This is a genomic window from Persicobacter psychrovividus (assembly GCF_036492425.1).
GTDB classification, from domain to species: Bacteria; Bacteroidota; Bacteroidia; order Cytophagales; family Cyclobacteriaceae; genus Persicobacter; species Persicobacter psychrovividus.
Genome location: NZ_AP025292.1, coordinates 426,922 through 441,888 on the forward strand (window position 1 = coordinate 426,922; position 14,967 = coordinate 441,888).

11 protein-coding genes are annotated in these 14,967 nt (G+C 44.3%); 6 read left to right on the plus strand and 5 right to left on the minus strand.

The features are described from left to right. The first annotated feature begins 32 nt into the window (after nucleotides 1-32). Complete coding sequence (locus AABK40_RS01860) at nucleotides 33-599, plus strand: GNAT family N-acetyltransferase (RefSeq protein ID WP_338397492.1); 567 nt, start codon at nucleotides 33-35, stop codon at nucleotides 597-599. Between the two features lie 10 nt (nucleotides 600-609). On the opposite strand, the gene AABK40_RS01865 is transcribed toward AABK40_RS01860, so the two are convergent. The 3 genes from AABK40_RS01865 to AABK40_RS01875 all read right to left on the minus strand — a co-directional run bounded on the left by AABK40_RS01865 (nucleotide 610) and on the right by AABK40_RS01875 (nucleotide 3,810). Beyond that, nucleotides 610-1,482 (minus strand): diacylglycerol/lipid kinase family protein, encoded by an 873-nt coding sequence (locus AABK40_RS01865; RefSeq protein WP_332919702.1) that lies wholly within the window; start codon nucleotides 1,480-1,482, stop codon nucleotides 610-612. Between the two features lie 106 nt (nucleotides 1,483-1,588). After that, entirely contained in the window at nucleotides 1,589-2,410 is an 822-nt protein-coding gene (locus AABK40_RS01870) for an enoyl-ACP reductase FabI (protein WP_332919701.1), read from the minus strand. 164 nt (nucleotides 2,411-2,574) lie between these two features. Further along, entirely contained in the window at nucleotides 2,575-3,810 is a 1,236-nt protein-coding gene (locus AABK40_RS01875; RefSeq protein ID WP_332919700.1) for a DnaJ domain-containing protein, read from the minus strand. A 202-nt stretch (nucleotides 3,811-4,012) separates the two neighbouring features. Here AABK40_RS01875 and AABK40_RS01880 point away from each other — a divergent pair, with 202 nt between their 5' ends. After that, nucleotides 4,013-6,187 carry a S46 family peptidase gene (locus tag AABK40_RS01880; protein ID WP_338397493.1) on the plus strand — a complete coding sequence of 725 codons (2,175 nt, stop codon included), beginning with the start codon at nucleotides 4,013-4,015 and terminating at the stop codon, nucleotides 6,185-6,187. A gap of 254 nt (nucleotides 6,188-6,441) precedes the next feature. Here AABK40_RS01880 and AABK40_RS01885 read toward each other — a convergent pair whose 3' ends face one another. Then, nucleotides 6,442-7,473: a DUF481 domain-containing protein gene (locus AABK40_RS01885; RefSeq protein ID WP_332919698.1), complete on the minus strand. Its 1,032-nt coding sequence runs from the start codon at nucleotides 7,471-7,473 to the stop codon at nucleotides 6,442-6,444. 96 nt (nucleotides 7,474-7,569) lie between these two features. Then, a complete protein-coding gene (locus AABK40_RS01890) occupies nucleotides 7,570-8,010 on the minus strand; it encodes an RrF2 family transcriptional regulator (RefSeq protein WP_332919697.1) in 441 nt (146 codons plus the stop codon). A 278-nt stretch (nucleotides 8,011-8,288) separates the two neighbouring features. Between AABK40_RS01890 and ric the strand changes: the two genes are divergently transcribed. From ric to ispE, 4 genes are all read left to right on the plus strand, one after another. Further along, nucleotides 8,289-9,008: an iron-sulfur cluster repair di-iron protein gene (gene ric / locus AABK40_RS01895; RefSeq protein ID WP_332919696.1), complete on the plus strand. Its 720-nt coding sequence runs from the start codon at nucleotides 8,289-8,291 to the stop codon at nucleotides 9,006-9,008. 345 nt (nucleotides 9,009-9,353) lie between these two features. Beyond that, nucleotides 9,354-11,642, plus strand: coding sequence for a nitric-oxide reductase large subunit (locus AABK40_RS01900; RefSeq protein ID WP_338397494.1), 2,289 nt, complete (start codon nucleotides 9,354-9,356; stop codon nucleotides 11,640-11,642). A 344-nt stretch (nucleotides 11,643-11,986) separates the two neighbouring features. After that, entirely contained in the window at nucleotides 11,987-13,528 is a 1,542-nt protein-coding gene (locus tag AABK40_RS01905; protein WP_338397495.1) for a PepSY domain-containing protein, read from the plus strand. 307 nt (nucleotides 13,529-13,835) lie between these two features. Then, on the plus strand, nucleotides 13,836-14,657 hold the full coding sequence (ispE, locus tag AABK40_RS01910; RefSeq protein ID WP_338398055.1) for a 4-(cytidine 5'-diphospho)-2-C-methyl-D-erythritol kinase: 822 nt from the start codon (nucleotides 13,836-13,838) through the stop codon (nucleotides 14,655-14,657). Nucleotides 14,658-14,967: the final 310 nt, after the last annotated feature.

Genomic DNA, 14,967 nt, shown 5'->3' on the forward strand with positions numbered 1-14,967 from the left:
GTTATCCACAGTGTTCATTAGCTATTTTTGAAATGAAGGAACGGAAATCCAAATCGGTGGGTGGTTTATCCACAAAGCTGCATTCGCAACGCTTAAAATCAATCAATGATGCTCGTTTTTCTGAAGCATGGGCGCTTTATCAACGGAGTTTTCCACTTTCGGAGCGGCGGAAGATTGATTTACAGCAGGAAATTTTCAATGAAAGTCGTTTTTACTTCAATGTTTTCCACAATGGTGAACAACTTATCGGTTTATTGAATTGGTGGGCGTTTGAAGATTACCTGTTTGTCGATCATTTTTGTACAGATGAAAAATGCAGAGGAAAGGGACTGGGGGCGCAAATGATGAAACAGTTACAGTACAGCACAAAGAAACCACTCCTCCTTGAAGTGGAAGTTCCTGACAGTCCCATGAAAATCCGGCGGGTGCGCTTTTATCAACGGCTCGGTTTTCACCTCAATAAATATACTTATCAACAACCCCCTTTTCATGCACAGGGCGAATGCGTGGATTTACAGGTGATGTCTTACCCTGATCCGCTGTCGGCTGAAATGTACCAAAAGCTTACGACCGAAGGGCATCAACTGATTTATCCCTGATTGCTCCACTTCAGGGGCAACAGAGCATCTTGAGGTTATTTTTGTGTAACTGAATATCGAGTGGCAGTTGCAGTTCGCTTGCCTCACCATCAAGGTGAACAAATTCATTTTCCTGACAGCTGATTTCTACTGACGATACCTGAAAGGTGCTGTAAAAACGGCTCTTGTGGATCGTTTTTGAAAACAGTCGGTAGCCCATTGCAGGTGCGTACCAAAAAGGACAATCTTTAATAATAGACACATCCACCAAGCCATCCGATAAACTGGCGTGCGGAGCAATGTAGGCATCGTTGCCAAATTGTGAGGAGTTGGCAATACTGATCAGCAGGGCTTTTACTTCAAGCTGCTGACCTTCCCACTTGAGGAGGTAATTTTTTTTGTGGTAGGTAAAATAAGCCGAAAGGGTTTCTTTGATATAGGTGGCGAGTCCGCGGGTGGAGGCTTTGGCGAACTGATGGGCAACATAAGCATCAAAACCGATGCCTGCCACATTGATGAAAAACTGGCCATTGACCTCAATGGTGTCCACAGGGGTAACCTCAGCGGCAGCCATCCATTCAATCGCATGGGGCATGGTCATGGGAATGCCCAAGTGCCTTGCGAGTCCGTTGCCTGAACCTTTGGGTAAAATACCCAAGGGGGTGTCGCTTCCTGCCAGCACAGCGGCGACTTCATTCACCGTGCCATCTCCGCCCACTGCAATTACGGCGTCCACTTTTCCAATGGCTTTCCTGGCAATGAGGCTGGCATGTCCTGCATATTTGGTCTTTTTCCACTTACAGTTGATTTTGCCTTCCCAAGCCTTCTTGATCATTTTCTTCAGTCCATCAACTTTGCCTTTTCCGGCAATAGGGTTATAAATGATTAAGTAGTTGGGTTGCATAGTAAGTGGTTTTTTTGATCTTAGGACAAAGTAAAGGAAAAGAAAATAGAAGGCATAAAAAAACCAGCCACAATGTGACTGGTTCCTCTGTTTATCAAACGGAAAATTACTTCTGACGAGCTTTCGCCAAAGTTTCCATCATTTCTTGTGTGATACCTGTTGTCGAGAATCCACCATCGTGCATCAAGTTTTGCATCGTTACATATCTTGTGTAATCAGAGAATAACGACAAGATGTATTTCGCACAATCCTCAGAAGGCGCATTGCCCAGTGGAGAAAGCTGATCTGCAAAGTTGAAGAAATCATCGAAACCAGTGATTCCCTGACCAGCAGTTGTTACAGTTGGCGACTGAGAGATGGTGTTTACACGTACTTTTTTGGCCGCAAAACGAGCGCCATAACCACGAGCGATAGACTCCAGCAATGCTTTGGCATCGGCCATATCCGCATAGTGGGAGAAGCTACGCTGTGCAGCGATGTATGACAAACCAACGAATGAGCCCCACTCGTTCATAATGTCCATTTTCTCGGCCACTTGCAATACTTTGTGGTACGACATTGCCGAAATGTCCAGTGTTTTGTGGAACCAGTCGTAGTTCAACTCACCATAAGATTTCCCTTTACGGACATTCGGACTCATCCCGATAGAGTGCAATACGAAGTCAATCTTTCCGCCTAAAATCTCAGAAGCTTTAGTGAAAAGGTTTTCAATATCCTCTACACTTGTTGCATCTGCAGGAATGATTTCCGCATTACAAGCATCACCCAATTCTTTGATTTTTCCCATGCGCAAAGCAATAGGAGCATTGGTCAATACAAATTCAGCGCCTTCTTCTTTAGCCATTAGCGCAGTTTTCCATGCAATAGAATCCTCGTTAAGGGCACCAAAGATGATCCCTTTTTTTCCTTTTAGCAGATTAGTTGCCATTATTTAAATATTTTTAATTGATATCAGTTTCCAATTTGAAACCGCAATTTATAAATCTTCAGCAACAATTCGACGCTTTTTTTACATAATTGAAGTAGGAATTGAAGCAAAGCAGGAAAAAATGATCCCCAAGCTCCCCGTCAATTTGAGCGGTAATAACCAACTTATTGGCAGAACCGCGCCACCCATTCATTGGCCTGAAGCGACCCGTTTTTGATCGCCTGCCCCCAGGCATCGCAGGCTTGCTCGGGCTGGTCCATGGCAAAATAACAGTTTCCTAAAATATTGTAAGCTTCAGGGCGATTTGGGCGAAGTAAAATGGCCCAGTCACAGGCTTTTTTAGCCCGCTCAAAGTTGGAAAGCCGTGCCAAAACAACCGCCAAACCATAATGAGCGATATAATGACTTTCGGGAATATTCTCAGGCTTGATCACCAAAGCATAGGCTCGGCCATAATTGATGATATAGATATCGATCATGGCTTCGGTGGCGAGCGAATAGTATTTCAGTGCCCGTTCATTGTCATAAAGCTGATCAGCACAAAGCGAGGCCGCAGAGAGCAGCAGCGGAATATTGAACTGTTCTTTGTCCACCATATTTTCATAGAGCAATAGGGCTTGCTGAAATTTTCCTACGCCCACATAGGCATGTGCCAGTTGCTGATAAAATACCGCAGCATAATCGGCATGTTCCTTTACTACGCTCCAGTAGCGCACCGCTTCTTCATAATTTTCCATCATGTAAGCTTCTTCTCCTTTATCATAAAGATCCGCCAAAACCGCATTGCGGAAATTTTTGATATGCATACTCGAGTTCGGCAAGGCGATAATCGCTTGTAGGGAATCCATAGCCTCCTTGTAAGCGCCATGTTCAAAGAGTTTTTTGGCGACGTCAAACCTCATTTGCTCCTCCACCAACCGCTCCATTTCAATTTTCTGCTCATGCTTCATGTACCAGTAAGAGGGAACCCCTACAAAAAAAGCGATCACCAAAAAGAACAGCATGGCAATGGCTAAATTTACCAGCCTATTATTGCGGTATCTGTCCCAATAACTGGGCTCAGCAGGCCGAGCATGTGGGTTTTGCTCATAATATTCCTGCCGATACCGCTCGCGTTCTTCAAAAGATGTTCTTTTTCTGGGGTTGAAATCTTCAGGGGGTTCCTCAGTACTTTGCGGCATCTCAAACTGGTGCGTTATCAAGAAGTCGTAGGCGGCCTTCTGTTGTGGGTCGCCCAAAACCTGATAAGCTCTTGAGATTTGTTTGAAAGTCTCCTCGGCAAAGTCATTTCCAGGGTTTTTGTCGGGATGATACTTTACCGCCAACGTACGGTATGCCCGCTTGATATCGGAGGAAGATGCCGTGGCAGGAATGCCCAATATGTCGTAATAATTGATCAATTTATTATTATCTATAGCCGATGAATGAAAATAGGGTCGTTAAGAGAGTTTTACGATGGTAATTGATTTTCACTTTTTTGTTTTACGATATTTTTCTGTGAAATTTGTTAGATAATGCCGCTTATAGTACAATATAGGTTGGTGTTCTAAGGATAAACTAAATTTTTTATTATTTATTTTATAGTCAATCTTAATGATTAATATGAAGAGGTGGGCGCTTGCCCTGATTTTACCACTACTCCCGCTGATGGCCAAGGCGGATGAAGGCATGTGGCTTCCGCAATTGCTGAAAACATTGAACGAAGCCGATATGCAGGCACGTGGAATGAAAATGTCAGCAGATGATATTTACAGCGTGAACCACTCCAGCCTTAAAGATGCCGTAGTTTCCTTCGGTGGCTTTTGTACTGGGGAGTTGATTTCTCCTGAGGGTTTGATCCTGACCAACCACCACTGTGGTTATGGGCAAATTCAATCACATTCTTCTGTAGAAAACGATTTGCTGACCAATGGTTTCTGGGCGATGTCGAAAGAAGAAGAGCTGCCAAACCCAGGTTTGTTTGTTACTTTTATTGTCCGTATTGAAGATGTTACCAAAGAGGTACTCAAGGGGGCAACGCCTGAAATGACCGAAGATGAACGTCAGGAACTTGTGGCGGAAAATTCGGATGCCATCATCCAGAAAACCACTGCAGGAACACATTATGGCGCCAAGATCAAATCGATGTTCTATGGCAACGAGTACTATATGTTTGTGACAGAAACCTACGATGATGTTCGCCTTGTAGGTGCACCACCATCGGCTATTGGTAAATTCGGTGGCGATACCGACAACTGGATGTGGCCTCGCCATACAGGAGATTTTTCGATGTTCCGTGTATATTCAGCACCTGATGGCTCTCCTGCTGCTTACGCTAAGGAGAATGTGCCATTGAAGCCAAAGCACTTCTTGCCGATCAACCTTACAGGTGTTGAAGATGGCGATTTCACAATGGTTTTCGGTTTCCCAGGCCGTACACAGGAGTACCTGACGACCTACTCGATTAAGCCATTGGTGGAAACTACGAATCCGAACCGTATCAAAATTCGCGAAACAAAGCTTAACATTCTAAAGTCGGATATGAATAAGGACGACAAGGTTCGTATTCAGTATTCTGCAAAATATGCGCGTGTGGCGAATTACTACAAAAAATGGATTGGTGAAAACCGAGGCCTGAAAGTGACCAATGCTATTGCAGAGAAAGAGGCTTTGGAAACGAAATTCCAGCAGTGGGCAGATGCCAACCCTGCGCGTAAAGCACATTATGGTACCTTGCTGTCGAAATTTGAGCAAACTCACAAGGAAGAGCAGGATGTGATCTTGCCTTATAACTACATCCGTGAGGCAGCCTACGGAACGGAGATTCTGAGCCTTGCGGCACGTTTCCGTGGTTTGATTGATGCCCCAGCAAGCGAGCGCGAAAAACGCGTGGACGCCCTGAAAGCTTATGCGAAAAAATATTTCAAAGATTACAATGCACCAACAGATGAAAAAGTATTTGCTGCTTTGATGCGTTTGTATGCCGAGGATATCAGCGCCAACTATCAGCCAGAGATTTTACAGGCGATGAATAAGAAGTACAAAGCGAATTTTGAAAATTACGCAGCGCATTTCTTCGGAAAGTCGATATTGGATGATCAGCAAAAAGTAGAAGCTTTGTTGAATGACTTCAACGAGAAAAGCATGAAAACTTTACTGAAGGACCCTGCCATTAAGTTGGAGCGCGAGTTCCGTGATATTTACATAGGTAAGGTTGGTGATGTGATGCGCAATACTCAGAATGCTCTGGAGCGCCTGAACCGTTCGTACACTGCTGGCTTGCGTGAGATGTTGCCAAACAAAACTTTCTACCCTGATGCCAACAGTACCATGCGTGTTTCTTATGGCGTAGTAGATGGCTCGACACCTTACGATGGCATGCGTTATACTTCGCATACTTATCTGGATGGTGTGTTCCAGAAAGAAATGGCTGGAGCAGATGATTATGTAATTACGGATCGTATGCGCGAATTGTATGCGGATAAAAATTATGGCCGTTATGCTGAAAATGGCAAATTGCCCGTATGTTTTACCGCTTCCAACCATACGACTGGTGGGAATTCAGGTTCACCAGTTATTGATGGGGAAGGCCGCTTGATTGGGCTGAATTTTGACCGTTCGTGGGAATCAACGATGTCGGATATTAAATACGATAAAGACATTTGCCGAAATATTGCAGTAGATATTCGCTATGTATTGTGGGTGGTGGATGTGTACGCTGGGGCTTCTCATCTGGTAGATGAAATGACTTTGGTGGAAACAAAAACACCTGCAGCAGAAGAAGCGACAGCAGAGTAATTTACTGAAAATACCAATGAAAAAGGGACGCCATCAGGTGTCCCTTTTTTTATAAGTGCAGCTGATGGAGAAGGAGATAATTCGCGAACATCATCACAGGAAGATAAAAAGGTTTTTGAGGATTCCGTGTTTACGTTGAGGCGATCACAAAATACCTCTTCAGGAGACATGCCCATAAAAAGAGTTTTCGGAACAAACCTTGCAAAATTTTCAGGTAGGCTATTGGCTCCTTTTCAGCAATATGGTTATCAGCCTTAAAATTTCCATCCGAAGGTGGTATAATAGACGTAATCGACCGTTCCAGCCTCAGGACTCACAGGTTTGGAGTCGTAGTTGGTGGTATTTCCAGCTTTCAGCAGGAACCCTTTGGGCAAATCCCAAGAAATATCTACGGTGAAATCGACACGGTACCTGCCTGCGGTATTCAGGTTGGCATAAGAATCCACGGAAGAGTTGATAGAAAAATCTCCGAAGCCGAAAATGCTGAAGGCCGCGGAAAGTACTGCCTCGGCAGAATTGGCACTTGCAATACTGGGGTCAGAGTAGTTTTCGTTCGTCCAGGCCATACCTGTGGAAACCAGTAGATCCAGGGTGTGGGTACGGGCAAGATAGGTACCAATGCGGGCTTGTGTCGAGGTTCTCAGGCTGAGCTTTTGCTCATCGTTGGAAAGAAAAGTAACCCCTGCCCCAGTAAACCAGCTTTGGTAAAAGGTCCAGTTATAGGCTATCGAGCCATCTGTACGGTGGGTGGGTGTGGTTTCATCCTGAGAGTTATTGACCGTTTTTACATTGCCTTCCAGCGACCAGTTAATGGCCCTGTATTTGGCATTGGCCTGTGCGGTAAGTTGTTGGACATTCTTGGCTTTTGTAAAGGTGTAACCCAGCCCCAACCCCATTGAAAATCGATCGGAAAACTTGGTGTTCGCCGTCTGGATAGAAACCACACGGTTTCTGTGGGTGTTGAAGTAGTCGTTACTGCCTACTGGCCGAATAATAAAGGCGGTGGAATCCGAAGGGTCAGTTTCAAAGGTGGCGTAATACCGCTCTCCTCCCTTTAAATAAATACTGAACGGTCGATCGGTCTTGAAATACATAATATCATCCCAGTCGATTTTAAAATCTTCATCCCCGTAATCGGCATCAAAATAAATGGAATTTCGAACAAGCTTGCTCAGCTCGCCATGAATCTGATCTCCATTTTTTAAAATTAATTCATCACTTTGCCCGAAAGCGGTCCCGATGCCCAGAAATAAAAGGCATCCAATTATACTGTAAAATTTTTTCATTATTTGGTAGTCGTAAATGATTGGGCTCAATCAAATGAAATACCTTTTTTACAGCTGATTGTTTGAGTGTAATAATTAAGATGAAAAATTACATCATTAGCCTTCTTCGGGGTGAAAAAAGCTCAGGCCTTGTTCAAAATCATCGGAGAGTGTTTTGAGTTGTGTCTCGCGCAACATGGTATTAAACTGTGCCCGCACTTCTTTGTATTGGTGGTGCATCGGGCAGGGGTGTGCTTCGCTGCACTTCTTGAAACCCAATCCGCAACCTGTCATCAGTTCGTCCCCGTCGATATTGCTTACAATATCAAACAGGCTCACCTGTTGCTGTTCGGTGGTCATCGAAAAACCACCCTTGGGCCCTTTCACAGAATCTACAAGCCCTTTTTTACTCAAGGTCTGCAAAATTTTTCCCGTAAAAGCTTCTGGCGATTCAATCTCTTTTGCAATATCCTTGATGCCCAGCCGAATGCCCTGATTGGTCTTGGCACTTATATAGATCATGGCACGAATGCCGTAACTGCATGCTTTTGAAAACATTCTTTAAATTATTTTTTGCGATGGTTCAAGCGGGTTTTTCTCTTCCTTTTTCTTCAGGGCTGCCGATAAATATTTGCCGGGAATCCTAAAGTTTGAGGTCTCTATGAACTGAATAGCTGCTTTTATCAGCAAAGTTAACACGCTTTAAACCAAAATTGTAAACTGCTCATGCAAGGTAAGCATAAAAGATGAAAACGATAAAAGATTAAAAGACCTTTTTGTCTTTTAATAAAATTCCGCTACCTTTGTAACATCAAAAACAACAAAAGAACAAAACCATGGAATTTACTAAAGATCTAAAAGTAGGCGAGTTAGTGGCAGCGGATTACCGTACTGCTGATGTTTTCAAGCGTAACGGATTGGATTTCTGTTGTGGCGGCGGAATTTCTATTGAGCGTGCATGTGAGAAAAAAGGGCTTTCTGTTGAGCAATTAATGGAGGAGTTGGCTGAAGCTGTTCGTGAGAAATCGCAAAACGACATTGACTTCCGTTCATGGCCTTTGGATCTGATGGTTGATTACATTGAAAAAACACACCACCGCTATGTGCGCGAAAATGTGAAGATGATTGCTGAGTACTGCATGAAAATCGCAGAAGTTCACGGTCATGCAGCTACTGAGTTGTTGGCGGTTCGTGATGAGTTTTTGGCTTGTGGCGAAGCAATGACGACGCACATGATGAAAGAAGAGCAAGTGCTTTTCCCCTTCATTAAAGATTTGGTAAATGCGCAATCAACAGGTGCTACTTTGCCTGAAACTTGTTTCGGTTCGGTGGAAAACCCAATCGCACAAATGGAGCATGAGCATGATGCTGAAGGCGAACGTTTCCGTCGTATTGCTGCATTGACAGACAACTATAATGCTCCTGAGTGGGCATGTAACACTTACCGCATCGCTTTCGAGAAATTGAGAGAATTTGAAGCGGATTTGCACCGTCATGTGCATATCGAGAACAATATTTTGTTCCCTCGTGCCATTGAATTGGCAAAATCGCTATAAGCACTGAATATTCCTGTTGCAGGGGTGTAAATAGACATGTTCGGTTCAAGCGGCTCGCTTGGATCAAAATTGATTAAATAGTCCAAGCGGGATGCTTGAACTAATGAAGCGATAGTTTCATAGATCCCCCTCAGGCTATCGCGAGAGTCCCTCTCGTGATCTCATCAAAAAAAATCTGTGGAAATCGGTGTAATCTGTGGACAAATAAACATCTCAATCTATCGCGAGAGTCCCTCTCGTGATAATTTACCCCCTCAATAATCCCTATAAAAACAAAATCTATTGATTGACTTCAAGGATCACCTTTAATTAAGGAGGTGGTCTTTTTTTGCGCTTAATTTTAAAATGAAAAACAATTACAAGAAGTATTGGTGGGCATTTATCGCCGTGATGGTCGGTTCCTTTGCGGTACTTTTATTCTTCGGACGTGAGATCTACAAGCAGGCTCCTCCGATCCCTCAACAAGTGGTGGACGCACAAGGAAATGTGGTCATGTCCATGAAACAAATTCAGGACGGTCAGAATGTATGGCAGTCGATTGGTGGTCAGGACATCGGTTCGATCTGGGGTCATGGCGCTTATCAGGCACCTGACTGGAGTGCGGATTACCTGCACCGCGAGGCAATGTTTATCTTGGATAAATGGTCAAACGCCAAATTTGGTAAAAAATATGATGCTTTGTCGAAAGCAGATCAGGCGCCTTTGCAATTGCAATTGCAGGACATGATCCGCAAAAATACATACGATGCCGCTACCAAGAAATTGACGGTTCCAAGTGTTCGTGTGGAGGCTTTCAAGAGCATTTCTAAGCACTTCACCGATTTGTTCATGGGCGGAAAAGGCTTGCATGAATTGCGTCAGGCTTATGCTTTGAAAGAGCATACGATCTACGATGCTACTCGAATGGAAGATATGAATGCTTTCTTCTTCTGGACATCATGGGCATGTGTTACAGAGCGTTCAGCAGGTGGTGTTTCTTACTCCAATAACTGGCCACATGAGCCGTTGGTAGGCAACGAAGCGACTTCTTCTTTACTGATGTGGTCTTTATTTTCTGTGGTAATCCTGATTGCGGGTATCTTATTCCTGTCGTTTTTTCATGCAAAAGAAGAGGACGGTATGGAAGAGGAGCACGAGCTTCCTCAGCAGGATCCAATGTTTGGTTTGAAGCCAACGCCTTCGATGAAAGCAACCTTGAAATATTTCTGGGTAGTGGCAGCATTGTTTGTTTTACAAGTTGGAATGGGTGCATTGACAGCCCACTACGGTGTGGAAGGTCAGGCGTTCTTTGGCTTGGATTTGTCGGCGATCTTGCCGTATGCCGTAACGCGTTCATGGCACTTGCAGTTGGCCATTCTTTGGATCGCCACCTCATGGTTGGCAACAGGTTTGTTCATCGCTCCTGCAGTAGCTGGTTTTGAGCCTAAATTCCAAAAGTTAGGGGTTGATATTTTGTTCGTGGCTTTGTTCATCGTTGTGGGTGGATCAATGGCAGGACAGTGGTTCTCGATCATGCAGAAAATGGGCTTGACGGCTTCATTCTGGTTCGGTCACCAAGGATATGAGTACGTAGAGTTGGGTCGTTTCTGGCAGATTCTATTGTTCGCAGGTTTGGGGATCTGGCTGGTTTTGATGGGGCGTTGTTTGGTGCCTGCCATCAAAAATGCCAAAGAGAACAAATCCCTTCTGACGATGTTTTTGATCAGCTCAGCGGCTATTGGTTTATTTTATGGCGCAGGACTGATGTGGGGTCGCCACACCAACTTGTCGATGGCCGAATACTGGAGATGGTGGGTGGTTCACCTTTGGGTAGAAGGCTTCTTTGAAGTATTTGCTACCGTAGTGATCGCCTTCCTGTTTACCCGATTGGGCTTGGTGAAGGTTGAATCAGCAACCAAAGCGACGCTGGGATCAGCAACGATCTTCCTGTTCGGTGGTATCTTGGGAACTTTCCACCACTTGTATTTTACAGGTACACCTACGGGTGTGATGGCTGTTGGTGCTGCCTTCAGTGCTTTGGAAATTGCTCCCCTATCATTATTGGGCTTTGAAGCCTATTCTTATTACAAACAGGCGAAAAAAGGAAAGTGGTTGCAACGCTACAAGTGGCCAATCAACTACTTCATCTCGGTTGCCTTCTGGAACGGATTAGGTGCGGGTGTATTTGGTTTCTTGATTAACCCTCCGATCGCATTGTATTATATGCAAGGTTTGAACCTGACGCCTGTTCATGGTCATACGGCATTGTTCGGTGTTTATGGAATGTTAGGAATCGGTTTGACGTTGTTCTCGTTGCGTGCGATGGCACCTTCAATGGAATGGAGTGAGCGCCTAATGAAAAATATCTTCTGGTCGCTGAATATTGGCTTGTTGGCCATGACTGTCATTAGTATCCTGCCGATTGGTATTGCACAGACTTTTGCCGCAATGGATGTTGGTTTATGGTATGCTCGCTCTGCGGAGTTCCTGCAAAACCCAACTTTCCAAAGCATCCGCTGGTCACGTGTGTTTGGTGATGTGATCTTTACCTTCGGATTGTTGTCATTGGTTTACTTCATTTTCACTTTCAGCAAAAGCTATTTGACTGGAAAAACCGAAGCAGCCAAAACTGAAAAAGAAGAAGAATTAGTGTAAGCCTATTTTTTTGAAATATTAGGGGAAATTGACCACGGTTAGTTTCCCCTTTTTTATTCGCAGGAATGGCGCTTAGGCGCAGATTTTGCCTTTTGTTGAAGGGCTTACTCGGGTTTAAGCTTCTTGCATCTTTGGTTCAAGCATCCCGCTTGGATCAAAGATATTTACCAAGTTGGTCAGTCCAAGCGGGACGCTTGAACTGAGGTTAGGAAAAGGTAAGTATGCCAACAAAAATCATGGTAATCCTCCAAATCATGATCAAAAAAAATCTGTGGAAATCTGTGTAATCTGTGGACAATAAAAAAACACCTCATAGAAGAACAATCAGTGGATAATATTGAGTTATGAAACAATCATCAAAAATCGGAAAATGGCTTTATCAAAAAGCCAAAAGCTGGCATAAGTATCTGGGCGTCGGATTGTCGCTGTTCTTGATCTGGATGAGCGTTTCAGGCATTATCCTCAACCACCCTGAAGCCGTCGCTGATATCGGTGTGCCGAACGTTTTGGTGCCTGATCATTATCGACCTTATGAGTGGAACCGATCCGCCATGATCGATGCCCAATTCATCGGCAAGGACACCCTTTTCTTTGCAGGAAAACAAGGCATCTGGCGATCTGAAGATGGAGGGAAGCATTTTTATTCTGAAAGAAAACAAGGCTTCACCACTTCGCCCTTCGGACAAAAGACCAACGATCTGTTTTATCTTCCCCAACAAAACAAACTCTTTGCCTCCACCTATCAAGGGCTTTGGTGTCTGGATTTAAAACAAAACCAATGGCATCGGGTGGATTTGGGTAAATATCAGAACCACCATTTTGTCAAAATGATCCAACGACAAAATCAGCTGATATTGGTTGGCAACAGCGAATTGTTACAAAGCCCAATCGCTTTTCCTTTGGCATTTCATCCCCTATCCATCAAAACCAAAGAAGCACCTTTTGTCGATCTGATTTCTTACTTTTTCGCCTTGCATAGCGGTTGGCTGTTCGGCTTGGGCGGACGATTGTTCATGGATCTGATGGCATTGGTCTTGATCTTTCTATCGCTGACCGCCATTTATATTTTCTTAAGAAAAGGTAAGTATTTCCCTTTCCGAAAAACCAAGAAATCCGCTTGGCTCAAATGGTCGATTGACAACCACAAACAGGTGGGTGTCATCACTGTGATAATTATGTTGGCGATGGGCATTACGGGCATGTTTTTGCGTCCACCGCTATTGGTGGCATTGGTCGGGGGCAAGGTGAAAACAAGCGACATCCCGACCGTATTCCATAAAAATCCATGGTACAAAACCATCCATAATGCTACCTATGATCAGCAAACCGACCGACTGATCCTCGAAACCGCCAAAGGTATTTATACAGGAAAAGCAGACGGTTCAGGCCTTTTTACCCCACAAAACTGGAAAGCCAATGTCTTCGTGATGGGTGCCACCGTCATGGAAAAACGCCCCAACAACCATTACCTTTTGGGGTCATTCTACGGACTGAAAGACTACCACGAAGGCGACAGCATGGCGATAAATGTGCTCAATCACCGTTGGGAAAAACCATATTCGGGCGTCCAAAAACCCGATCATTTTATGGTAACAGGCTACTTCCAATCCCCCGACGGACAGCAATATTTCGCCACCCACTACCAAGGGCTGATGAATGTAAATCCTGTCGGAAAAGTCCCCTACAAAATGCCCCAAGCCCTGATCGATGACTACCAAATGCCCTTGTGGAATTACATGTTCGAGATGCACAACGGTCGCTTGTTTTCCTTCATCGTCGGCAAATACGAAATCCTGATCATCCCACTGACAGGCCTTTTGTTCTTTTTGCTGAACATCACGGGTGCCTATGAGTGGGGATATCGTTGGTGGAGGAAGAGGAGGTGATGGCGTCACAAAGGCGTTGCACAACTCAATTTTACATATTGATTTCCGATTAATATTTTTCCACGGGTTCTCACCCGAGGCTATTGGAAAAGCCCCTTCAGGGCTTATGTACCGAAGGTACATTTTCAGTAGCCTCGGGTATTTTACCCGTGGAAAATATGTCGCTTGCAATAGATGCATATGTTGATTGGCTATCACGAGAGGGACTCTCGCGATAGGAGGCATGACCAAAACCAAAGCAGTCCTTCTCCAAAAAAAAATCTGTGCAATCTGTGTAATCTGTGGACAAAAAAGTCAATATTTGACCATGATCTGTTATCCAAATGCAAAAATCAACCTCGGGCTGAACATCACATCCAAGCGCCCTGACGGTTTTCATAACATCTCCTCGGTTTTTCTGCCGATTCAATGGCAGGATGCACTTGAGATTGTACCCGCTAAAACGACCACTTTTCAATCTGCGGGGATTCCCATTCCTGGCAGTGCCGACAGTAACCTCTGCCTGAAGGCATATCAATTATTGGCCAAAGACCATCAGCTTCCGCCTGTTCAAATCATTTTACAGAAAATTATTCCCATTGGTGCAGGCTTGGGTGGAGGCTCTGCGGACGCCTCTTTTACCATCACGGAGCTGAACCGACAGTTTAATCTTGGGCTGACGATTGCAGAAATGGAACAGTATGCTGGGCAGTTGGGCAGTGATTGTCCTTTTTTTATTCAGAATAAGCCCGTACTTGCAGAAGGGACGGGAACGGATTTTCAGCCGATTGACTGTGATCTTGCTGACCACCCGATCTTGCTGGTGAATCCGAATATCCATATCGGGACAGCGGAGGCCTATTCAGGCGTTACCCCAAAGCCGTCTGAAATTGCGATTAAAAAAGTGGTGGAGGAATATCCGATGACGGAATGGAAGCACCACCTGAAGAATGATTTTGAGGACTCGATCTTCCCGAAATACCCTGAAATAGCCAAGATCAAGAAGCAGCTTTATGCTCTTGGTGCTGTTTATGCGTCTATGTCAGGCTCGGGAGCGACAGTTTACGGTATCTTCCCGAAGGGCGTGGAAATTGACCAATTTAAGGATCGGTTTTCTGATAGCTATTTGATTCACAGTACACTATTGTAATATTGATAAGTCCTTTCGAGGACTTTTTTTATTTCAGTCCCACACAGTATTTTATTTTGCGACAACTATTTTGCTTTTTGAAGTTTGATTTTACACCGCAATATGCCACAAGGGTCATTTGTTGCATTTTTGGTGGTGTTTATTCAGGAAAAATGCAAATGATACAAAGCCTTCGTGGCTGAATTTTTAGTCAATGTGCCTCATTTTTTCATAGAAGTAAGGAATAATTTCTATTTGGAGGGCTCTAATGTAATAGCATTTTAATTTTTTTAGTATTTTGTGGCATTGTATAAATACAAAGGACAGGCCA

Coding starts and splice junctions, on each gene's coding strand:
- AABK40_RS01860 (WP_338397492.1), top strand. CDS start 33: ATGAAGGAACGGAAATCCAAATCGGTGGGTGGTTTATCCACAAAGCTG.
- AABK40_RS01865 (WP_332919702.1), bottom strand. CDS start 1,482: ATGCAACCCAACTACTTAATCATTTATAACCCTATTGCCGGAAAAGGC.
- AABK40_RS01870 (WP_332919701.1), bottom strand. CDS start 2,410: ATGGCAACTAATCTGCTAAAAGGAAAAAAAGGGATCATCTTTGGTGCC.
- AABK40_RS01880 (WP_338397493.1), top strand. CDS start 4,013: ATGAAGAGGTGGGCGCTTGCCCTGATTTTACCACTACTCCCGCTGATG.
- AABK40_RS01885 (WP_332919698.1), bottom strand. CDS start 7,473: ATGAAAAAATTTTACAGTATAATTGGATGCCTTTTATTTCTGGGCATC.
- AABK40_RS01890 (WP_332919697.1), bottom strand. CDS start 8,010: ATGTTTTCAAAAGCATGCAGTTACGGCATTCGTGCCATGATCTATATA.
- ric (WP_332919696.1), top strand. CDS start 8,289: ATGGAATTTACTAAAGATCTAAAAGTAGGCGAGTTAGTGGCAGCGGAT.
- AABK40_RS01900 (WP_338397494.1), top strand. CDS start 9,354: ATGAAAAACAATTACAAGAAGTATTGGTGGGCATTTATCGCCGTGATG.
- AABK40_RS01905 (WP_338397495.1), top strand. CDS start 11,987: ATGAAACAATCATCAAAAATCGGAAAATGGCTTTATCAAAAAGCCAAA.
- ispE (WP_338398055.1), top strand. CDS start 13,836: ATGATCTGTTATCCAAATGCAAAAATCAACCTCGGGCTGAACATCACA.